Raw genomic sequence first — 22080 nt, 5'->3', positions numbered from 1 at the left:
TTCACTTCAATTCCTGGACTTCAAGCTTCGGCTTCGGCTGGAGGTCAACCAGCAGATTTTCATTAAACGGGTCCGCAGGGGAAGAGGCGGATTCGCTGCTCCGCAACCCCATCAGAATCAGCACGCCGCCGACCACAAGCGCCAGCACGATCAGGACCGCCGCCCCTGAAATCAAAAGAATCAGCTGCCGCAGCTTACGCTCGTTCTCCTCGCTGACCTCATGGTCCACCACCGTTTTGGAAATATCTTCGGGCAGTTCGTACTGCAGCCGCTCGCGCAGCCCGGCGGTCAGGGCGTCCGCATCCTCCTTGCCGACGCCGTAGAGCGCGCAAAGCTTGCGGATGTAACCCATCACATAGACCAGCTGCGGCAGATTCCGGTAGTCCTCCGCCTCAAGCGCCTCAAGATAAATTTCACGGATCTTGGTCTCCTCGGCCAGCTGCCGGATCGTATAATTGTGGCGCTGCCGCAATTCGGCAAGACAGCTTCCGAACGAACCGTCCCCGGCCACCCGGCAGAACGTATTCTTCTTCGCGGGAGCGCCGGGCACTTCACGGATTTCGGAGTCGATCGGGCCGGGCGGCAGCTCCGGCTCTTCCGGCTCCGCATTCCGCCGCTGCCGCTGTTCCGCCGCCTGATCCGGCTCCGCGGCGAACAGTCCGGGCTCTTCTTCCTTCTTCCGGCCGGGCAGCAGCCCGTTTCTCAGGTCTTCCATCTTCTGCATCCTTACCGTATTGGGATGATCATCCTGTTTCAATATAATACTTTCTTCGTCATTCTGCAATCGGGATTTCCGAAAACCGCGGCTTCCGGCCGATCTTCATGCCGTTTTCCGCGTCACTCTTCGTCCATGCCGTCGAAAATCAGGATCTCGCGCTTGTTGCCGCTGCCCGAAGCGGCGCCGACAATGCCGCGCTCTTCGAAAAGATCCATGATCTCGGCCGCCCGGTTGTAGCCGATCTTCAGCCGCCGCTGCAGATAGCTGGTGCTCGCCTTGCGGTCCAGCACGACCACTTCGAGCGCGCGGCGCACGTTGTCGTCGTCTCCGGGACGCATGTACTTCTTGATGACCGGCGCGATATCGGTGTAGTCGTCCTCGTCGTAATCGACCGCATTGTCGTCGATCTCCTCCTCCATCGCCTCCTCTTCGGCCACGACCTGCGCATTGAAGCTCTGCGGAACCTGGTCCGAAACGAATTTGACGACCTGCTTGATGTCCTCGTCCTTGACCCAGGCGCCCTGCACGCGCTCGAGATCCATGCCGCCCGGGGCGAGGAACAGCATATCGCCGGAGCCGAGCAGCTTCTCGGCTCCGTTCTGGTCGAGAATGACCCGGCTGTCGACCATCTGGCCGACGCGGAACGCAATGCGGGTCGGCAGATTCGCCTTGATGACGCCGGTGATGATCTGCGTCGACGGCCGCTGCGTCGCCACCACGATATGCACGCCGGCCGCGCGCCCGAGCTGCGCAATCCGCGTGATGTACGCTTCGGAATCCTTGCGCGCATCGGTCATCATCAGCTCGGCGAGCTCGTCGATGATGACGATGAGGACCGGCATCTTTTCCGGAGCCGCCACGCCGTTTTCATCGTAAACCGGCTCCGGATCGCGGCGGCTGTTGTACTCGGCCAGCTTCTTCACGCCCGCTTTCGCGAGGATGTGGTAACGCTTCTCCATCTCCGTCACGGCCCAGCGCAGTGCAATCGGCACCTTTTTCGAGTCGTTGATGACCGGGGTGATCAGATGCGGCAGCTTCTTGTAGTCTTCGAATTCGACGATCTTCGGGTCAACCATGATGAGCCGCAGTTCGTCCGGCGGGAACTTGAAGAGCAGGCTCATGATGAGCGTATTCATGCAGACCGACTTGCCCGAACCGGTCGAACCGGCGATCAGCAGGTGCGGCGCCTTGGCCAGGTCGAGCATGACCGGGTTGCCGGCCACGTCCTTGCCGAGCACGATCGGAATCGCGGCGTGCCCCTTCTGCCATGCTTCGGACTCCATCACGGCGCGCATGAAAACCGCTTCAGTCTTTGTGTTCGGCACTTCGACGCCGACCACAGGGCGCCCCGGAATCGGCGCCAGCACGCGGACGGTTTTGGCCGACAGGTTCATCGCAATGTTGTCGGCGATCGCCTCGACCTTTTTCACGTTGACTCCCTCGTCGAGCGAGATTTCATAGCGGGTGATGCGCGGACCCGAAATATACCCCGAAACTTTGCCGGAAACCTTGAAGCTGTCGAGCGTCCGCTGCAGAATCTCGCGGGAACGGGCGATCGCCTCCGGCGCCTCCCCGACCGAATCGGAGCCTCTGCTCAGCATCGACAGCGGCGGCAGCACATATTCCCGGCCGCTGGCCGTCGCCTTTTCGCCCCGTTCGACCACTTTCGTGCTGACGGCCGGAATGCCGCGTTCCGGCGCGGCCGGCGGGCGCGCATCCGCCGCAGCGGGGGGAATGTTCTTTTTCCAGTCCGGCCGCTCGGCCGCCGCAACGGCCGATGCCCGGAGCGGCGCTTCGGGTTCCGGCTCCGGTTCCGGCGCGGCAATCAGGTCCGGCTGAGTCGCCTCGACCGGTTCGTCATCCTCGTCCGCCTCCCCCTCTTCCGCTTCCGCCGCGCGGGGGCGGGCGCGCAGCGCGCTCAGCGCGTCGCGCATGCCGGAGAAGAGGCCGCCGGAAGCGGGGGATGGTTCCGGCCCGTCATCGTCGTCTTCCTCCTCATCCTCTTCGGCCGCAAGGGCGGCCCGGCGGCTGCGCGGAACGGATTCCTCCGGATAACCTTCTTCGCCGGGACGGGCCACGAACACCCGGTCGCGCAGCAGAGCGTGCCAGTCGGAGAAATAGATGATGATCGTGCCGCCGAGCACGAGCGCCCAGCCGAAAATCGTCGTGCCGACCGCGCCGATCAGCTGGCGCAGCACCCCTTCCGGCAGCTCCGGGGACTCCAGGCCGGGGGCCGCGAGCACCTGTCCGACAGCGCCGCCGGCCAGCGCAAGCTCCGGGACGCCGCTGCGGCCGATGCCGAGCTGTTCGGTCATCGAAACGAACGGATAGGGCGACAGCGCCAGCAGCAGGATCGAGCCGAGCAGGATCATCGCCTCCCCGGTGAAAAACAGCAGCGGCCGCCCCTTGCCGGGCAGGACCGCGCGCAGAAGCCGCAGCAGCGTCACCAGCGCAAGCAGATAGGTCGCCAGCCCGAACAGGTTGAAGAGCCAGAAACCGAACCATGCGCCGGCATTGCCGATCCAGTTTGCGGGAGGCGCGTCCACACCCCCCGAAATCGCGGCGCTGTCGGCCGGCGAATACGAGAAGATCGCCAGCAGCGCCAGTAGCAGAAGCGCAATATAAAAGATGTAGCGGACCCGGAAGCCTGACTCTTCTTCCCGGACCGGAGTCGAATTGGCCATATCGCTCAAATATCCTCAAAGCAGTTGTAACAGTTCCATCGGCTGTAATATAAACCGGAGCCGCCGCAAATGCAATAGGTTATGCCGATTCAACCGAGGATTTTGTCGACTTCTTCCGCTGAAACGAAGCGATGTGCGTTCCAGCCGTGTTTCCGGGCGCCCTCGATCAGTTCGGCGCGGTCGTCGAAGTAGAAGGCCGGAACACCGAAACGGGCCTCGAACGCCTCGAACATCGGGAGCTCCGGTTTCTTCGCATGGACCCGGTAGCTGTAAATGCCGTCCGGAACTGCGGAGGCGGCCGGGAATTTCCGGCGCAGCTCTTCCATATGGGTGACCGACGTATCGGAGAAGAAAACCGGCCGGTAGCCGCGCCCGGCCAGCCCGGAGACCAGCTCCGCCATGCCGGGCACCGGCTCCCCGATGATCGCGCAGAACGCCCGGCGCAGCTCCGCATCCGAAAGCGCGGAACCGGTCAGCCGCCGGAAGCCGTCCAGAAATTCCGCTTCGGAAATTTCACCGCGTTCGAACCGTTCGCCGGCCAGGAACAGCACTTCGCGCGGAATATCCGCCAGGCTGCGGAACCCGAGCGCCCCGAAACAGCGCTCCGGATGAATCCCGATGCAGACATTGCCGATATCCAGTGCGATCACTTTTTCCGTCATGAGTCCGAACTCCTTTTTCAAAATATGATTTTACGCAGGGATAGTATAGCATGCTTTTTCCCGAAAACCAGTTGAAATATGGGAAAACACGTGATATAGTCCAGATGCAGTACCGGAGCGGGCGGAAGTGGAGAGCCCCCGTTCCGGCCCGACTTTCCGACGATGCAGCTTCAACTTGAGGAGGAGAAAGATGATGCAGAATCAGAAGACTTTGACGACCGCAAACGGAAATTCCGTGTACGGAGGCCCGGTCTCCGGTTCGACCGGCTGTACCCTGGTGCAGGATGGCCCCCCGATTGAAAAACCCGCCCGCTTCGACCGTGAACGGATTCCGGAGCGGGCCGTCCGCGCCGGAGGCGCCGGTGCGTTCGGTTACTTCAAAGTCACGAACGATCTCTCGAAATACACCCGGGCGCGCCTGTTCGGCAAGGCCGGCGGAAAGACCGAACTTTTCGCCCGTTTTTCGACGGACGGCGGTGAACGCAGCCCGGCCGACCCAGTCCGCGATCCGCGCGGATTCGCGGTCAAATTCTATACCGAAGAGGGCAATTATGATCTGGTCGGCAGCAACATGCCGGTCTTTTTCATCCGCGACGCGATCAAATTCCCGGACTTCATCCGCACCCGGCAGCGGAATTCCGGCAGCAATCTCAAGGACGCAACCATGTTCTGGGATTTCCTGTCGCTGGCGCCGGAGTCGCTGCATCAGGTGACGATCCTGTTTTCGGACCGCGGCACGCCCGCCTCCTATCAGGAGATGGACGGCTATTCCAGCCACGCCTTCATGTGGTACAACGACAGGAACGAGTATGTGTGGGTCAAATATCACTTCAAGGCCGCGACCGGATTCCGGGCGCCGGACGCCGGGCAGGCGGAAGAGCCGGCGAAAGCGGACCCGGGTCTCGCCGCACGGAAGCTTTATGAGGCGATCGAGCGCGGCGACTTCCCGAAATGGAAACTCTATGTGCAGATCATGACGCCGGAGCAGGCCAAAGCCTCCCGCTTCGATCCGTTCGACGTCACGAAGGTCTGGTACCATGCCGACTTCCCGCTCATCGAGCTCGGCGAAATGGTGCTCGACCGCAATCCGGATCATTATTTCCAGAATGTCGGGCTGGCGGCTTTCAATCCGGCGAATTTCGTTCCCGGCATCGGTCCGTCGCCCGACAAGCTGCTGCTGGGGCGGCTGTTCGCCGGCGGCGACATGCAGGACGGACCGGAGCCCGGCCAGGCGTTCACGCCGCCCGCGATCGACATCTCGGGCAGTATCGCGCGCCACGACATCGATCCGGAGGACATCGACTTCGAGCAGCCCGGCGAACTTTACCGCCGTGTGCTCGGCGACAAGGATAAAACGCATCTCGTCGCCAACATCGCCGGACACCTCTGTTATGCGAAGAAGAACATTCAGCTCCGTCAGTGTGCGCTGTTCTACAAGGCGGACCGCGAATACGGCACCCGGGTGGCGAATGCGCTGAGACTTGAACTCGACACGGTGCGGCATCTCTCCATGATGTCGCAGGACCAGCGGGTCAAGCTCACGCTGTAACCAAACCGGAAAAGCGCCAAAGCGCGGCCCTGAAAGGTTCCCGGAGGGGGGGCTCCCTGCCCCCGGCGGGACTCGAGGCGGCACTTCAAATTGAATCCGGGCGAAACACCGGCCGTTCAGACCGCAGCGAAAGGCGGCGGCGGTACGCTGCCCGGCCGGTCAACCGTCACATTCAAACTGCCGTCGGCCAGCCGGGCGACGAGCCGGGTTCCGGCCGCCACATTCGCGGCGCTCGTCACCGGCTTCTCCTGCGCAGGGTCGAACAAAATCGCATAGCCGCGTTCAAGCTGGCGGCGCGGATCAAGCGCAAGCAGCGTACTCTCCAGCCGCTCCAGCCGCGCCCGGAACTGGCCGTGGAACCGTTCCGCCGCCGTTCCGAGGCGCGTATCAAGCTCGTCAAGCTGCTGCCGGCGCATCCGCACCAGATGCGCCGGTTCGCGGAAAACAAAACTCCCCGCCGCACGGTCAAGCCGGGCGCGCGCCTGTGACAGCGCCGATTCGAGCGCATAGCGCATATCCTTCTCGCTGCGGTCGAGCTCCCGGACCATCTCCTCCCGGCGGCCGATCACCAGCTCCGCCGCCGCCGAAGGCGTCGGGACGCGCAGATCGGCCGCAAAGTCACAGATCGAAAAGTCAATCTCATGCCCGACCGCACTGACCACCGGAATCCGGCTGGATGCGACCGCACGGGCCAGAATTTCCTCATTAAACGGCCAGAGATCCTCCATACTGCCGCCGCCGCGCGTTACGACAATCACATCGGCCCCGTCCGTGCGGTTGAAAAATTCGACGCCGCGCGCCACCTGCTCCGCCGCCCCGGCCCCCTGCACCGCACACGGATAAATCCGCACATTCACATTCGGAAAGCGGCGGTTGATGATCTGCAGGAAGTCGCGGATCGCCGCCCCCGACGGACTCGTCACCACCCCGATCCGCCCCGGCAGCTTCGGAATCGGCCGCTTGCGCTCCTGGTCGAACAGCCCTTCGGCGGCCAGTCTGCGCTTCAGCTCCTCAAAACGCATCCGAAGGTCCCCGACGCCGGCCGGCCGCAGCTGCCGGATGCCGAACTGGTACTCGCCGCGCACTTCGTAGACCGAGAGGTTGCCGAACGCTTCGATCATCGAGCCGTTCGCAATGCCGAGCCGCGTGCAGGCCGCGGCGCCGCCGAAATAGACGGCCCGGATCTGCGATTTCGCGTCCTTCATCGTAAAGTAGGCGTGCCCGGAACGGTGCAGCGTCAGCGAACCGACTTCACCGGCCATCCAGAACGGCAGCAGCGCGCCCTCGACGATCTCGCGAACCGCATGATTTACGTCCGACACACTCCAGATCTGCGGATTTTCCATCTTCCGGTTCCCTCCCGTCAGCCGAATATCCCGACCAGTGTGCCGCACAGCAGGTAGAACATGAATCCGCCCGCCAGCGCCACATACCGGAAGCCGACGAAGAAGAGCAGCATGAAGGCCACAAGAAACGCCCCTGAACTCCACTCCGAATTCACCTCGCCGAGCTTCGGGAAGAAACTCTTCAGGATCGCAAAGCCGTCGAGTCCCGGGACCGGCAGGAGATTGAACAGGCACAGCACGATATTGAGAACGCTGCCGAGCTCAAGAAGCATGAGCGCGGCCTGATTTTCGACGCCGGCCCGGTAACAGACGTAGAACAGGATGCCGAAAATCAGGAAAAGCCCGAAATTCGTGGCCGGTCCCGCCAGCGAAACAAGCGCATCGCTGTGGCGGTGCCGCATCTGCCACGGCCGGACCGGAACCCGCCCCCAGGCAATGCCGCAGACGGCAAGCATGACGAGTGAAAACGGCCCCATCTGCTTCATCGGGTTCAACGTCAGGTGTCCCTCGTCCGCCGCGGTCGGGTCCCCCTGCTTCAGCGCCGCCCAGGCGTGCATGAACTCGTGGCAGCAGATCGAAAAAATCACGACCAGCAGCCAGATGAAAAAGCGCTGCGGATCTTCAAACAATTGCGTGATAAACAAATTCATGAAAAAATTCCATCAGAGTTGAACCGGCCAATACTGAAAAGCCGGCGTTTCGTACGGATGCGCAGCCCGCAAAGCCTTCAGGACGGCGTCGAGAAGCGGGCGCTCCACGATCATCTCGAGTTTGGTTTCCGCAACCGTCTCGACCGCGCCCTCCGTGCCGAGAAACGGCCTGCTCCCGGCGAGCGGCCGGAACTGCCCGGTTCCGGCGCACTCCCAGATGCAGGAGTCGTAATTCCCGAGCCTCCCGGCCCCGGCCGCCGCGAGCGCCTCTTTCAAAGCTCCGGCGTGCGTCGCCGGAACGTACACTTCAAGCTTGCAATATTCCATCATGAAATAAATATAACCGCACTCCCGGAAAAAATCAATCGAAATTCCGGCTTTCTGCTTGCTTTCTCCGCCGCAGCAGCTATATTACAAATCTTGCACTTTTTTCAGAAAGACAATCGCCATGGAACTGTTCGGAATTCGCAAATCATTCAACCGCCGTAATTTCATCGGCCGCGGCGGCTATCTCGAAATCTGCCGGATCGCTTATCCGCTCATCATCATGAGCGCGAGCAACAGCGTCATGCAGTTCGTCGACCGCTGGTTCCTGGCGCATCACTCGACGCTCGACGTCGCCGCCGCCATGCCGGCCGGCATCCTGTACTTCACGCTGTTCTGCTTTTTCATGGTCACCTGCAATTTCACGTCGGCCATGGTTGCGCAGTACCACGGGGCGCACGACCGGCAGAACCTGCTGCGCGCGGTGTGGGCCGGGCAGACGGTCGCCGTCGCCGCCGGCCTCTTCATCACATTCATAATCCCGGTCCTCGGGCTTGCGATCCTCGGCGGGACCAACCACAATCCCGAGCTGGTCGGCCGCGAGATGGACTATTTCATTTCGCTGCTGCCGAGCGGCGTGTTCGTCTGCGCCGCCGCGCCGTTCTACTCTTTCTTCTCCGGACAGGGACGCACGCTGCCGGTCGCCGTCATCAACATCGGCGGCTGCCTTCTGAACATCCCGCTGAACTGGATGTTCATCTTCGGGCATTGCGGCCTGCCGCCGCTCGGCATCTACGGCGCCGGAATCGCCTCGAGCATCTGCGCGGGACTGAGCATGATCGCGATCGTCATCTACTTTTACAGCCAGAACCAGCGGAAGATCCCGACCCGCCGTCGCTGGGAGTTTCACCCGGACCTCGCGCTGCGCCTGTTCCGCTACGGTGCTCCGGCCGGGTTCCAGACGCTGGTGGATGTCGGCGCCTTCACGCTCCTGGCGTTCCTGATCGGCGACCTCGGACCGACCGCGCTTGCGGCGAGCGTCATCGCGCTCTCGATCAACAATATCTTTTTCGTGCCGCTGACGGGCCTGGCGGATTCGACCGCGATCGTGGTCGGCCAGTACATCGGACGCAGGCGGCAGGGAATCGCGGAAAAGGCGGTTTACCGCGCCTGGCGGATTTCGGCGATCTACGCATTCGCCGGTGTATTGATCTACATCTGCTTCCCGGAAGCGCTGGCGACGTTTTTCGCTCCGCAGCAGGATTCCGGCGTCAACTTCGACGAAGTCGTGAAAATCTGCACCGGCGTACTGACCGCCGCCGCGATGTTCAACGCCTGCGACAGCATCAAGTTCATCTTCATGGGCGGCCTGCGCGGCGCGGGCGACACGCTGGCGATCTTTCTGCTGAACAGCCTGACCGCCTGGGGAGTCCTGGTGCCGGGCATGATCCTGCTGACCAAGTGGTATCCGGCGACGATTCACCAGGTCTGGGCCTTCGTCGCCTTCTGCGGCTTTATCGACGCCATGATCTTCCTCTGGCGGTTCAGCTCCGGCAAATGGCGGAAGATCCGGATGATCGAGCAGCCGGCCGAAAACGCCCGCTGACGGCCCGAATTCGGAATTCCGATGCCGAGGTAAAAAGCATTGTCCGCTCTTCCGCGCCGCTTTCTCCGTGTTTCAGGCAGAACAATCCGGAATTTGCCGGAATACAATCCGGCCCGGAAAAAATCAGGGGGAAAAAAATGGTAGCGGCTCCAGGATTCGAACCAGGGACCTGCGGATTATGATTCCGACGCTCTAACCAACTGAGCTAAGCCGCCAATTATGAAAAGTGGTAGCGGGTTCGTGATTCGAACACGAGACCTGCGGATTATGATTCCGACGCTCTAACCAGCTGAGCTAACCCGCCACGCCTTATTACAATAGATGATTTTTACCTTTTTACAAGCTTTTCGCGGAAAAAATCCCGAAAAAATCAAAAGGGCGCCGCTTTTTTCCGGAAAAAATATGAATTTATTTCCAAATCCCGCTTGTAAAACCAGACAGAGGTGATATATTTAGAAACATGTTATCAGACGTCCCTATCGTCTAGAGGCCTAGGACACCGGGTTTTCATCCCGGCAACCGGGGTTCGAATCCCCGTGGGGATGCCATTTACCGGCATCGTCGCCGTTCAGTTCGCTGAACGGTTTTTTTTCTGTCCGCATTCCGGAAAAGCCGGACCGCACTTGATTTATTTTCGCAGCATGATTATATTGAACAGGACGGCGGGATGCGGCTTGCGTCCCTTTGCCGGTTGCAGCGGTTTCCGGAAAGAGGCAGGCAAAATGAATCCACGGATATTGATGATCGAAGATGACGCGTCGATCTGCGACATGACGAAGATGAACCTCAATATGAACGGCTTCCTGCAGGTCTACTGCGCCTCCGACGGCGAAGAGGGGCTGGCGATGGCCGCCAGGCTCGTCCCCGATCTGATCCTGCTCGACATCATGCTGCCGGGAATCGACGGGCTGACCGTCTGCCGGAATTTGAAGAACAATCCCGCCCTGGCGGATATTCCGGTCATCATGCTCACGGCCAAGGGCGAAGAAAACGACATCGTTCTCGGGCTTGAGATGGGCGCCGACGACTATGTCACCAAACCGTACAGCAGCAAGGTGCTCGCGGCCCGGATCGCAGCCCGGCTGCGCAAGAAATCCGCCGCGCCGCCGGAGACGCGCACCGTCACGCTCGGCGCACTGACCATCGACCTGATCGCCTACCGGGCCGAGCTGAACGGCCGTCCGCTGATGCTGACTGCGGATGAATTCAAGACCCTTGCTCTGCTGACGTCAAATCCCGGCCGGGTATTCACCCGGAATCAGATCATCCGGGAGGTCAAGGGGGACAACTACTCCGTCACGGCGCGGGCCATCGACATGCATATCGTCAACCTGCGGAAAAAGCTCGGGGAGTGGGCGGACCGGATCGAAACCGTCCGCGGCATCGGTTACAAAGCGGCCGGAGAGTGAGCGATGGCGCGAAAGGACTCCGTTCTGCTCTTCATCCCGGCGCTGATCGGCGGAATCATTGTCGTCTCCATTTTTCTGCTGGATCTTCAGCTTGCCGACTTCCAGGAGGCGTATTTCCGGGAGGTGATCGACGAAACCAGGCGGAACAATTTTTTCCTGATCCGGTTCTGCAAGGAACAGCTCGAAGCGAACGATCCGGAGAAAATCCGCCGGCTGCTCCGCACCAGCGGGCCGAATCCCGTGGTCGCCAAAATCATCGCCCGCAGCAGAGGAGTCGTGGCCGAAACCGAAAACGCCCCGGACTACCTCGCCGAACATATCCGCAGCCCGAGAATCCGGGGATTGTTCAAGAAAAACGACCAGGAGGATGTCCTCGTCAAATATGACGAAACATTGAACTCCTTCATGGTATACCATTCGGCCCACTTCAACGCCGGAGGGCAGGACTACATCCTGGTCATGGCCGCAAAGTGCAACAGCATGACCATGCTCATGCGGCAGACCCGGGACGGCATGATCATTCTGACCATCCTCGGCATTCTGTCGACGATCGTGCTGATCGTTTATTTCTGTTCCATCATCCGTTCGCCGCTGAATCGGCTTTTCGCAAGCATGTCGAAGATTGCGGCGGGAGAGCTGGAGTATCCGGTCTACGTGCCGCGCTACGGCCTTGTGCGTGAAATCGCAATCTGCCTGCAGAGCCTGACGGAACAGCTGAAAAAACAGATCGTCTCCCTCCGGGACGACGCGTACGAGCGGGAAGCCATCCTGGATGCATTGACTGAAGCGATTCTTCTGGTCAACGCCTCCGGCCGGGTCGAGCGCTGGAACCGGACTGCCTGCGGACTGTTCCCCGGCCTGGAACCGGCGGCAAAACTGCCGGAGTGCCCGGCGGAGCTGAGAGAATATATCGAAAAAGTCGGAGAAACCGGCGTCTATTCGGAAGAGCTTTCCGTAAAGCGCGGAGAAAAAGAGCGGCAGCTCCTCGCGAATGCCGTCTCCTTCACCCGGGACGGCGGAAAGTACGTTCTCGTTTCGATCACCGACCTCTCCGACATCCGGAAACTCGAGGCGTACCGGACGGAATTCATCGCGGCGATTTCGCATGAGATGAAAACGCCGCTGACCGGAATCGTCGGCGCCGTAGACGCCATCAACAACGGCGCGCTCGACAACGAGGAGTACAAATCCCGCTGCATCCAGACCCTGACCCGCCAGTCGGAACGGCTGCACACCCTGCTGCAGAGCTTCCTGACGCTGAGCTCCCTCGAAACGATGCGGAAGGGAACTGAAAACGATTTTCTGCCGGTCCTGCCGGCGGCAGTCATCCGCGGAGCGGCGGAGGAGTGCAGGAGCATGGCCGAAACGGCGGGAATCGATCTGGTCGTCGGAGAGTGTTCCTCCATCGAATTTCCGGGTGATTTTCTCCTGCTCCAGCAGGCGCTGAACAGCCTGATCACCAATGCGGTTCTGCACAGCGGAACGAAACGGATCGAAGTCTCCGCCGTCGCGGCGGAGGGAAAGCAGATCGATTTCCTTGTCCGCGATTACGGCTGCGGCATCGCGCCGGAACACCGGGAACGGATCTTCAAGCGCTTCTATCGGATTCCCGGCAGCCGGAACGGGCCGGGCAATGGAATCGGGCTGGCCATCGTCAAGCACATCGCACTTTATCACGGCGGAAACGTCTCGGTCGTTTCCGAACCGGACGCGGGTGCGGAGTTCCATCTCCGGATTCCATACTGAACGCCGCCGGCGGGGCGCCGGGCCGGTTCCGCACTCCCGGATTGTCGGGAAAAAATCAATTTTTCGTCAGGATTCCGTCAAGGTTGTTGCAACCGCCTTCCATCACGTTATTTTTACAGAAAAACACGTTTGAACCAAGGAAGGAAACCATGCATCACTCTCTGCGCATATCGCTCGCAATTGCAGCCGCCGGCATTATTCTCGGCAGCGCCGGCGGCTGCGGGAAAGAACAGAAGAAGGAAGTCGCGGAACGGGAAACCCGCGTAACGCTCCAGCCGCTTCAGAAACGGATCTTCCAGCGCCGGATTCCGGTGCAGGGAACCGTCTGGCCGGTGGAATATGCCACCATTTCCGCAAAGATCAGCGGCACGCTCGAGCTGCTGAAAGTCGACGAAGGAGATGTCCGGAAAAAGGGCGACCTCCTGTTCGGCATCGACCGCCAGATCCTGAAAAATCAGGTTACGCTCCGCGAAGACGAAATCAAGGTCAAGCAGGCGGAACTCGAGAGCGCGAAAATCGCGCTCGAAAGCGCGAAAATTCTTGAGGAGAAGGCGACCATCGATTACAAACGCTCCCTGACGCTCTGGAGCTCAAAAGCCACCAGCCAGAGCGAATTGGAGACCTACGAGACCAATTACAAAAAAGCCGAAACCGACGTCAACAACGCCAAAGCCGCCATCGTCAATGCCGAAGCCCAGCTCAAGCAGGCGGAGGGAAACCTCATCATCGCCAGGAAAAATCTGGACGATTCGGTAGTCTACGCCCCGTTCGACTGCGTCGTCACCGACAAATATGTCGAAGAAAACGAGTATGTGAGCACCGGGCAGAATATCCTGAAACTCGAAAATCAGCAGAAGCTCGAGGTGATCTGCTATATCAGCGCCGTTTATTACGATCTGGTGAAGGCCGGCAGCACCCCGGTGCATTTCGCGCTCGACGGTGTCGACAAGGGGAAGGGAGTCGTTACCTACAAAGCGCCGAGCATCGACCCCGAAAGCCGGACCTTCAAATTCAAGGTGCTGGTCCCTCCCGGCATCTCGCTGGTCAGCGGCACGCTGTGCGACCTGAACATCATCCTCGAAGAGAAGGAGGCGTACGGCCTGCCGACGGATGCGCTGCTGCTGCGGGCGAACGACCGCTATATCGCCTATGCGATCGATCCCGAAAAGCGTGCGAAGAGTTTCGATGTGGTCCGCGGCATCGTGGACGGAGCCTATTGCGAGATCGTGAACGCGCAGGAACTGCTGAACGAACGTTTCGTGGTCACCGGCCAGACCTTCGTGAACAACGGGTCGCTGCTTCGTGCGGTCGATGAAAAGTAACGGAAGGGACCGGTCATGTTTCTGAGTCAATGGTCCGTCCGGCGGCCGATCGCAATGACGGCCCTCATCATCGTTCTCGTGATGATCGGCATCACGCTTTATCCGCGAATCAGCATCGACCTGCTGCCGAACATGGAGGTTCCGATGGTGCTGGTCCGCTGCGAATACCAGGGCGCCAGCCCGACGGAAATCGAGGTCGAAATCGTCAAGCGGATCGAGGACGCGGTCTCTTCGCTGGACGGAATCAAGCACATCACCAGCATGTCGATGGAAGATGAGGCCCGCATCCAGCTCGAATTCAACATGGGCACCGATGTCGATGTGGCCGCCACCGATATCCGCGAAGCGCTGAACCGCATCCGCGAGGACCTGCCGGACGGCGCCAACGAGCCGACCATCCGCAAGATCGACACCAACGCCACCACCGTCGCGCAGGTGTTCCTGGTCGGCGACCGCACGCAGGACGATCTCTACGACTACGCCGACGATGTGATCGCAGACCGGTTTTCCTCGGTTCCCGGCGTGGGCGAGGTCCGCGTCTACGGCGCGAACGAGATGCAGATCCACGTCCTGCTGGACCGCGAAAAACTGACCGCAATGAACCTGTCGATCAACGATGTCGTCACGAAGCTCAGGGAGAACAACGTCCGCGAGCCGCTCGGGCGCATCCAGTTCGACAAAGGAGAGAAGAACGTCACCTTCGACGGAGACTTCAAGGATTTCGAGCAGATCAAGGCGCTCGAAATCGGCAAATTCAAAGACCGGCGCATCTACCTGCGCGATGTGGCCGAGGTGAAATTCATGAGCCGCGAGGTCCGCAGCAAGGCGTATGTGAACGGCCAGCCGGCTGCGCGGTTCCGCATCGTCAAGAAGGGCGAAGCCAATGCGATCGAGGTGATCAAAGGCATTCGGCAGCGATTCGACTCGATGGTGAAAAACGGGGAGCTGCCGACCGGCATGCAGCTCTTCTGGTTCACCGACTCCGGCGCCTTCATCCAGGCTTCGGTCGACGACGCCTGGAGCAGCATCATCACCGGAATCATCCTGACGGCGGTTCTGCTCTTCCTGTTCCTGCACGAACCGAAATCCACCTTCATCGTCATGGTTTCCATGCCGATCTCGGTTATTGTGACCTTCGCGGTAATGGCCTATTTCAACTACTCGTTCAATATCATGACCCTGCTGTCGCTCGGCTGTTCCGTCGGCGTGCTGGTCACCAACTCGATCGTCGTGATCGAAAACATCTTCAAGCATCTCGACCGCGGAGAGTCCGTCAAGGTCGCCGCCGAACGCGGAACCGGCGAGGTGATCGCGGCGGTTTCCGCCAGCGCGCTGACCAACGTCGTCGTCTTCGTGCCGGTCATGATGATGAGCTCCCGGATCGGCAGCATGATGGTGCCGTTCGCCGGTGTGATGGTCGGCGCGACGCTGGTTTCGCTCTTCATCAGCTTCACGCTGACGCCGATCCTGGCCTGCGTGCTGCTGAAGCGGAAAAAACAGCGCGGGCCGCAGAAAAAGAGCCTGCTCCAGCGGCTGTTCATACCGTGGGACGCCGGCTACGACTGGCTCTGCCGCAAATTCGACCGCAGCATCGAGTGGACCGCCCGCTATCCGAAGACCCTGATCGCGGCGGTGCTGGCCCTTTCCCTGGCGGTGCTTTTTCTGGTCGTGCCGCAGGTCGGGCTCTCCTTCCTGCCCTTCTGCGACCAGGGGGAGATCCGGATCAAATTCGAATTTCCGACCAACTACAATCTCGATACCACAAACCGGCTGATCCAGGAAGCGGCCGACCATCTGAAAAAATTCGACTTCATCCGCGGCATGTCGATCTCGGTCGGCGATTCGGACGGCGGCAGCGGACAGGTCAGTTCAGCCGTGTATATCGGGCAGATCACATTGCGCACCACCGATAAATTCGAACGCGAAGAAACCATCGACGAGCTGCAGGCCCTGCTGCGCAGCGAACTCTCTTATCTCGACAACTGCCGGGTGACGCTGTCGATTCCGCCTACCTTCGGCGGCAGCGGCGCGGAAATCCGCTGCGTGATGAACGGAACCGATCTCGACGTTCTCGAAAATGCCGAAATGGAAGTCATGGAGAATCTGCCGAAGCTCGGGCTCACCCGCGACCTCGACTCCAGCCGCCGCGAACGCAAGCCGAACATCAACATCACGCCGCGCCGGACGGTGCTGCAGAATCTCGGCATGTCGGCCAATGAGCTGTATGAGTATATGCTCGGATCCCTTGACGGCATCGAGGTCGGCGATTACCGCGACGGCGCCCGGACCTTCGACATCCGGGTCAAAAACGAAAAAGAGTTCGGCGAAGAGCAGCTCCGGCAGGCGGCTCCGGCCGTGAAAGACGGCAATCCGCTCGGCGCGGAAACCCTGGCCGTCATCACCGAAGATACCCGCCCGGTGGTGATCAACCGCTACGACAAGGTGCGGACCATGTGGCTGTACGCCAACACGGCGCCCGGCATGGCGCTCGGAACGGTGTCGGACGCGATCGGAACCATGGCGAAGGAGGCGCTGCCTCCCGGTTACGATGTGCGGATGAGCGGCAATGTGGAGCTCATGAACGAAACGGCCCGGGAATTCGTTCAGGTCATCATCCTCGCAGCGATCCTGACCTATCTGCTGATCGCGGCGATCATGGAGTCGTGGACGCGGCCGTTCCTGATCATGTTCACGGTTCCGCTCGGCTTCCTCGGCATGTACCTGACGCTCTGGCTCACCGGCATGTCGATGTCGATGATGGGCCTGCTCGGCGGCGTCATGATGATCGGCATCGTGGTGAACAACGCGATCCTGATTATGGACGAGTGCGCGGTTCTGGTCAAATCCGGTGTGACGACCCACAAGGCGATGCTGCTGGCGACCCAGTCGAAATTCCGCCCGATCGTGATGACCAGCATCGCATCGGTGGCCGGCATGCTGCCGATGGCGTTCGGAACCGGGCTCGGTTCGGAACTCCGCTCCAGTTGCGGCATGGGCGTGGTCGGAGGGCTCACGATCGCCTCGCTCCTGACACTGTACGTGATTCCGGCGCTCTATTTCATCTTCGTCCACGATACGGCGAAACCGCGGCGGCGCTATCTGCACCGGCTGCTGCGTCGTCTGCGAGGAATGGCCGGGCGGCGCGCGGCGCAGCAGTAGACGAAAAAAGGGGCTGTTGCAAAACCTCATAAGGTATGCGACAGCCCCTTTTTCACAAAAACCCCGGAAACGCCCCGGCCTCCCGGCCGGGGAACTTTGTCTGAGGATCAGGCCTTGCTGACGCGCTCGGCGTAAGCGCCGGTACGGGTGTCGATCTTCACGATGTCGCCCTGGTTGATGAAGAGCGGGACCTGAATTTCGTAGCCGTTGTCGATCTTCGCCGGCTTGGTCACGTTCGTCGCCGTATCGCCGCGAACGCCCGGCTCAGTGTCGACGATCTCCTTTTCGATAAAGGTCGGCAGCGTGATCTCAATCGGCTCCCCGTTGAAAAGCAGGAAGTTGCAGAGGCTCTCCTCGATCAGGAAGTAGACCTGGTTGCCGAGCGTTTCGGCCGAAACGGCCATCTCTTCATAGGTGTTCGGGTCGCTGAAAATGTAGTGGTGCCCGTCGAAGTAGGAGTAGTACATTTCGCGCTCTTCGAGGTTCGGCTTGTCGATCTTGTCGGTCGGCCGGTAGGTTTTTTCCATGCCGGAGCCGTTGACGAGATTGCGCATGCGGCAGCGGTAGAGCGCGGTCCCCTTGCCGGGCTTGCAGAAATCAAACTCGGTGATGACCCACGGCATGCCGTCGATTTCGATCTTGAGGCCTTTCTTCAGGTCGGAAGCACTGAACATCTTTGTTTCACTCCTTGAATCAGATGGTTTCACAGTCGGAAATTTTTACATGAACTGGATAATATACACCCGGTTACGGCTTTTTTCAAGTACCGAAGGCACGGGAAACCCGTTCGAAAAAAGCGGCTTCAGGCATCTTTCCGCGGCGGACGCAGCTTCCGGATCTGGTCGCGCAGGTCGGCGGCGCGTTCAAATTCGAGCGCTTCGGCGGCGGAGCGCATTTCACCGGTCAGCTCATTGATCAGCGCATCGAGATCGGTTTCGGAGAGTCCGAGCTCGGAGATATCGGTCGCATCCGTGAACATGGTTCCGGCCAGCTTCGGCATTTTCGACTTCTTCCGGTCGCCGGAATCGGGCGCGACGATCTCCCCGATCGTGAAATTCCGCCCCTTCCTGATCGTCTCGGGAACGATGCCGTGCTCCTTGTTATAGGCCATCTGCCGCTCGCGCCGCGCGTTGGTCTGGTCGATGAGCTTCTGCATGCTCGGCGTCACATTGTCGGCATACAGAATCGCCCGACCGGCCTTGTTCCGGGCGGCGCGTCCGGCCGTCTGCACGAGGGAGCGTTCGGAGCGCAGGAACCCCTCCTTGTCGGCATCGAGAATCGCAACAACCGCGACTTCGGGAAGGTCGATGCCTTCACGCAGAAGGTTGATGCCGATCACACAGTCGAAATCGCCGTCGCGCAGTTTATTCAGCACCCGCACACGTTCGAGCGCGTCGAGCTCGCTGTGCAGATAAGCGGCCTTGATGCCGAGCTCAGCCAGATAGTCGGCCAGCCGTTCGGAAGCTTTCTTGGTCAGCGTGGTGACCAGCGTCCGCTCGCCGGCGGCGGCGGCGCGGCGGACCTCCGCAATCACGTCGTCCACCTGCCCTTCCAGCGGACGGATTTCGATGACCGGATCCAGCAGCCCGGTCGGACGCACGATCAGTTCGACCGGCGCGCCGGAACGCGACAGCTCGAACTCTCCCGGCGTGGCCGAAACGAAGATCGTATCTCCGGTGAGGCGCTCGAACTCCTCGAACTGCAGCGGACGGTTCTCCAGAGCCGACGGCAGCCGGAATCCGTGGTCGACCAGGACCTGTTTGCGGTTCCGGTCGGCCCGGTACATGGCCTGCAGCTGCGGCAGCGTCACATGCGACTCGTCGATCACGGTCAGGAAATCGCGCGGAAAAAAGTCGAGCAGGCAATACGGGCGCGAACCGGGGCGGCGGTTCGCCAGATACATCGAATAGTTTTCAATTCCGCTGCAGTAGCCGATCTCTTTCATCATTTCGAGGTCGTAGGTTACGCGCTGGTAGAGCCGCTGCGCCTCGACAAGGAGGTTGTTCCGTTCGAAATAGCCGACCCGGTCGGCCATTTCGGCGAGAATCGCATCCGACGCGCTCTGAATCCGTTCGGGGGGCAGAACGAAGTGCTTGCACGGAAACATCGTGACATATTTCGGCCGGGTCTTGACCTTGCCGCTGACCACATCGCGCCGTTCGATCGACTCGATCTCGTCACCGAAGAACGAAACCCGGATATAATCATCCCGCTGCGGCTCGTAGACATCAATCACGTCGCCGCGGACGCGGAATTCGCCCTTCTCCGGCGAAGCGTCGTTGCGCGCGTACTGGATGTCGACGAGACGGCGCAGGATTTCGTCGCGGCCGGTGGTGTCGCCGACCTCGATCCGGACACAGAGGTCCGCATAATCGTCCGGCGAACCCAGACCGTAGATGCAGGAGACGCTGGCGACGACGATCACATCGCGCCGTTCGACCAGGCTCGCCGTCGCCGCCAGCCGGAGTTTTTCAATATTTTCATTGATCGACGCATCCTTTGCGATATAGGTGTCGGTCTGCGGAATATACGACTCCGGCAGATAATAATCGTAATAACTGATGAAATATTCAACCGCATTTTCCGGGAAAAACGCCTTGAATTCGCTGTACAGCTGCGCCGCCAGCGTCTTGTTGTGAGAGAGCACCAGCACCGGCCGGTCGGACTGCGCGATCGCATTGGCCAGCGTGAAGGTTTTTCCGGAACCGGTCACGCCGAGCAGGGTCTGAAAACGCTGCTGATTGCGAAGATTCTCCACCATCTTCGCAATCGCCTGAGGCTGATCTCCCGCCGGTTTGTACGGAGCATGCAACTGAAACAAACTCATGATATTACACTGTCCAATATTTTAAATGACGGAAATATGACGGACAAAAAACGGATCATGATTCCTCCTCATTCCTCCTGCGGCGGACCAATCTGTAACGCCCCAGCAGCGTACACAATCCATAGCAGTAAAAGAATAGAATCACCAGAAAGAAAACCGGCAACACCACCCATGCCAGCCATTGACAGAAAAAAGCCAGTGTCATGCCGAAGAACGTAATAATGTACAGCGGAAAGAAGATCCAGTTGCACAGCACGGTGCCGAACGTCACAGCATGCATCATGAAACAGATCAGCCACACCAGCGTCATCACGGCGGCAAGCAGCACCCGCCTTCTGCGCGGCATCTGCTTTTCCGTCCGCTCCAGCCGCCAGCCGAACGCGAAAGGGGCCAGAAGCAGCAGGAATGCGCCAGCCACAATTACCCATGCCCAGATACGGCAGTGCGGCTCCACGAACATCGGGTGAAGCGTCGGCATACCGCATCCGGGACACGCCTGGGCGGAAACCGCAGACAGAAGCAGGAGAAAAACAGCCGCGGACTTCAACAAGCCGGAAAATCTGCCGTCACTCATTTCATCCTCCCCCTTATCTGGAAGATTCGCTCTGCTCCACTGCCTTCAAAGCGGACTGCGACAACAGTGCAGGCGATGGAATCACCATGCCGGAGGTGTCGCTGCACTGCTGGAACACCCGCAAATCGAAGATCGGCAAAATCGCCAGCAGGTGGTCGAAAATGTCCGACTGGATTCCCTCGTAGACCGCCCAGCGCGTATCGTTCGTAAAGCAGTAGACTTCAAGCGGAATCCCGGTTGCACCGGGCTGCAGCTGGCGCACCAGCAGCGTCATGTCCTGACGAATATGGGCATTGTTCCGCAAGTACTGCTCGACGTAGGCGCGAAACGTACCGAGATTCGTAACCCGCCGTTCATTGATCGGTTTGGCCCCCTGCTGCTCCAATTCGCGGTTCCATTCGGCCAGTTCCCTGCGCTTGCGCTCCAGGTAGTCGTTAAGCACCACGAAATCCTCCAGCCGCTGCATCTCCGCTTCATCCAGAAAACGGACGCTGCGCTGATCGATGTACAAAGAGCGCTTGATCCGGCGGCCGCCGGTTTCCTGCATGCCGCGCCAGTTTTTGAACGAATCGGTGATGAGCTTGCGGACCGGAAGCGTGGTGATCGTCTTGTCCCAGTTGCGCACTTTCACGGTGTGCAGCGCGATTTCGATCACATCGCCGTCGGCATTCTGGCTCGGCATTTCGATCCAGTCGCCGATCCGCACCATATCGTTCGAGCCGAGCTGAAGGCTCGCGACCAGCGAGAGGATCGTATCCTGGAAAATCAGCATCAGCACCGCCGCCATCGCACCGAGGCCGGAGAGCAGAATCAGCGGATTCCGATTGATCAGCGTGGCCACAATCAGAATGGTCGCCACGGTGAAAACCACGATCTTGCCGAGCTGCAGATATCCCTTGATCGGCTTGTTCGGCGCGTCCGGACGGCGGCGGTAGGCGATTTCGACCAGATCCAGCAATTTGCCCAGCGCCAGCGCCGTAGTCAGGACGATGAACGCGATGCAGACATTGCGGATGATCGTTTCGAGCGTATCATGGACATCCGGAATCGCGACGGCGCCGTAGGCCAGAACCAGGGCCGGCACGATATTCGCAAGGCGCGAAATAATCGCCAGGCGGACCTTTCCCTCTTCGCTTTCCCCGGACGGCAGGGCGCGCAGAATTCGCGTCAGCCCGCGCAGCAGAATCCGTTTGGTGATCCAGTTCACCAGAAAGGCGGTCAGAATCAGAACCCCGGCGACAATCGCGCTGTAAGCCCACGGATACGGAGCCAGCGAAGCCTGCAATTGTTCCAGCCATTTCATCATGTTTTCCTCCCCCGGGACCGCCTGTTTGTCTCCTAATAATATAACCCGAAAAGATGATTTTGAAAGGGCAGCCCGGCAATAATCAGCCGATCTGTGGTTTCCGACATGGAATTCCGCAGCGGTTTTCGGAAAATTTTCACCTTTCCAAAGTAATTTTTTCGATTTCCGCTTGCATTTTTCCGCCGGATGATTCATAATTAAAAGGTAGAACGTTCAACTAACTATGGAGACGATACAATCGATGCGATCGGAAAACCA

Annotated in this window: 16 protein-coding genes and 3 tRNA genes; 7 read left to right on the top strand and 12 right to left on the bottom strand. The window is 60.0% G+C overall.

Annotation, left to right across the window (positions count from 1 at the left end):
- Position 1: 1 nt before the first annotated feature.
- The 3 genes from FYJ85_RS04790 to FYJ85_RS04780 form a co-directional block, all read right to left on the bottom strand.
- The gene (locus FYJ85_RS04790; protein ID WP_158704067.1) at positions 2–715 is read right to left on the bottom strand and encodes a helix-turn-helix domain-containing protein; all 714 of its coding nucleotides are present in this window, start codon (positions 713–715) and stop codon (positions 2–4) included.
- Positions 716–837: 122 nt separating this feature from the next.
- A complete protein-coding gene (locus tag FYJ85_RS04785) occupies positions 838–3402 on the bottom strand; it encodes an FtsK/SpoIIIE family DNA translocase (protein ID WP_106053860.1) in 2565 nt (854 codons plus the stop codon).
- Positions 3403–3491: 89 nt separating this feature from the next.
- A complete protein-coding gene (locus tag FYJ85_RS04780) occupies positions 3492–4064 on the bottom strand; it encodes an HAD family hydrolase (protein WP_106053861.1) in 573 nt (190 codons plus the stop codon).
- A 193-nt stretch (positions 4065–4257) separates the two neighbouring features.
- Between FYJ85_RS04780 and FYJ85_RS04775 the strand changes: the two genes are divergently transcribed.
- Positions 4258–5613: a catalase gene (locus FYJ85_RS04775; RefSeq protein WP_154417181.1), complete on the top strand. Its 1356-nt coding sequence runs from the start codon at positions 4258–4260 to the stop codon at positions 5611–5613.
- A gap of 116 nt (positions 5614–5729) precedes the next feature.
- Here the strand turns inward: FYJ85_RS04775 and xseA are convergent, their stop codons facing one another.
- From xseA to FYJ85_RS04760, 3 genes are read right to left on the bottom strand one after another with little or no spacing between them, the layout of a single operon-like run.
- Complete coding sequence (xseA, locus tag FYJ85_RS04770) at positions 5730–6959, bottom strand: exodeoxyribonuclease VII large subunit (protein ID WP_154417144.1); 1230 nt, start codon at positions 6957–6959, stop codon at positions 5730–5732.
- Between the two features lie 17 nt (positions 6960–6976).
- Positions 6977–7609 (bottom strand): site-2 protease family protein, encoded by a 633-nt coding sequence (locus FYJ85_RS04765; protein WP_106053863.1) that lies wholly within the window; start codon positions 7607–7609, stop codon positions 6977–6979.
- A 12-nt stretch (positions 7610–7621) separates the two neighbouring features.
- Complete coding sequence (locus FYJ85_RS04760) at positions 7622–7939, bottom strand: YqfO family protein (protein WP_235903102.1); 318 nt, start codon at positions 7937–7939, stop codon at positions 7622–7624.
- Between the two features lie 118 nt (positions 7940–8057).
- On the opposite strand from FYJ85_RS04760, the gene FYJ85_RS04755 reads away from it, so the two are divergent.
- Positions 8058–9479: an MATE family efflux transporter gene (locus tag FYJ85_RS04755; protein WP_154417143.1), complete on the top strand. Its 1422-nt coding sequence runs from the start codon at positions 8058–8060 to the stop codon at positions 9477–9479.
- A 138-nt stretch (positions 9480–9617) separates the two neighbouring features.
- Here FYJ85_RS04755 and FYJ85_RS04750 read toward each other — a convergent pair.
- Positions 9618–9694, bottom strand: a tRNA-Met gene (locus FYJ85_RS04750).
- A 12-nt stretch (positions 9695–9706) separates the two neighbouring features.
- Positions 9707–9783: transfer RNA gene (locus FYJ85_RS04745), tRNA-Met, on the bottom strand.
- 168 nt (positions 9784–9951) lie between these two features.
- On the opposite strand from FYJ85_RS04745, the gene FYJ85_RS04740 reads away from it, so the two are divergent.
- The 5 genes from FYJ85_RS04740 to FYJ85_RS04720 all read left to right on the top strand — a co-directional run bounded on the left by FYJ85_RS04740 (position 9952) and on the right by FYJ85_RS04720 (position 17115).
- Positions 9952–10027: transfer RNA gene (locus FYJ85_RS04740), tRNA-Glu, on the top strand.
- A 174-nt stretch (positions 10028–10201) separates the two neighbouring features.
- On the top strand, positions 10202–10888 hold the full coding sequence (locus FYJ85_RS04735) for a response regulator transcription factor (RefSeq protein WP_106055743.1): 687 nt from the start codon (positions 10202–10204) through the stop codon (positions 10886–10888).
- A 3-nt stretch (positions 10889–10891) separates the two neighbouring features.
- Positions 10892–12634: a sensor histidine kinase gene (locus FYJ85_RS04730; protein WP_154417142.1), complete on the top strand. Its 1743-nt coding sequence runs from the start codon at positions 10892–10894 to the stop codon at positions 12632–12634.
- A 149-nt stretch (positions 12635–12783) separates the two neighbouring features.
- Entirely contained in the window at positions 12784–13956 is a 1173-nt protein-coding gene (locus FYJ85_RS04725) for an efflux RND transporter periplasmic adaptor subunit (RefSeq protein ID WP_106053867.1), read from the top strand.
- A gap of 15 nt (positions 13957–13971) precedes the next feature.
- A complete protein-coding gene (locus FYJ85_RS04720; RefSeq protein ID WP_106053868.1) occupies positions 13972–17115 on the top strand; it encodes an efflux RND transporter permease subunit in 3144 nt (1047 codons plus the stop codon).
- A 107-nt stretch (positions 17116–17222) separates the two neighbouring features.
- On the opposite strand, the gene efp is transcribed toward FYJ85_RS04720, so the two are convergent.
- The 4 genes from efp to FYJ85_RS04700 all read right to left on the bottom strand — a co-directional run bounded on the left by efp (position 17223) and on the right by FYJ85_RS04700 (position 21822).
- A complete protein-coding gene (gene efp / locus FYJ85_RS04715; RefSeq protein WP_106053869.1) occupies positions 17223–17789 on the bottom strand; it encodes an elongation factor P in 567 nt (188 codons plus the stop codon).
- 128 nt (positions 17790–17917) lie between these two features.
- On the bottom strand, positions 17918–19942 hold the full coding sequence (gene uvrB, locus FYJ85_RS04710; RefSeq protein WP_154417141.1) for an excinuclease ABC subunit UvrB: 2025 nt from the start codon (positions 19940–19942) through the stop codon (positions 17918–17920).
- Between the two features lie 55 nt (positions 19943–19997).
- Positions 19998–20516 (bottom strand): hypothetical protein, encoded by a 519-nt coding sequence (locus FYJ85_RS04705; RefSeq protein WP_154417140.1) that lies wholly within the window; start codon positions 20514–20516, stop codon positions 19998–20000.
- Positions 20517–20529: 13 nt separating this feature from the next.
- Complete coding sequence (locus FYJ85_RS04700) at positions 20530–21822, bottom strand: mechanosensitive ion channel family protein (protein ID WP_106055744.1); 1293 nt, start codon at positions 21820–21822, stop codon at positions 20530–20532.
- Positions 21823–22080: the final 258 nt, after the last annotated feature.

It is taken from the genome of Victivallis lenta (assembly GCF_009695545.1).
Classification (GTDB): domain Bacteria; phylum Verrucomicrobiota; class Lentisphaeria; order Victivallales; family Victivallaceae; genus Victivallis; species Victivallis lenta.
Note: the sequence above shows the minus strand (reverse complement) of the source record. Positions and strands in the feature narration are given on the sequence as shown.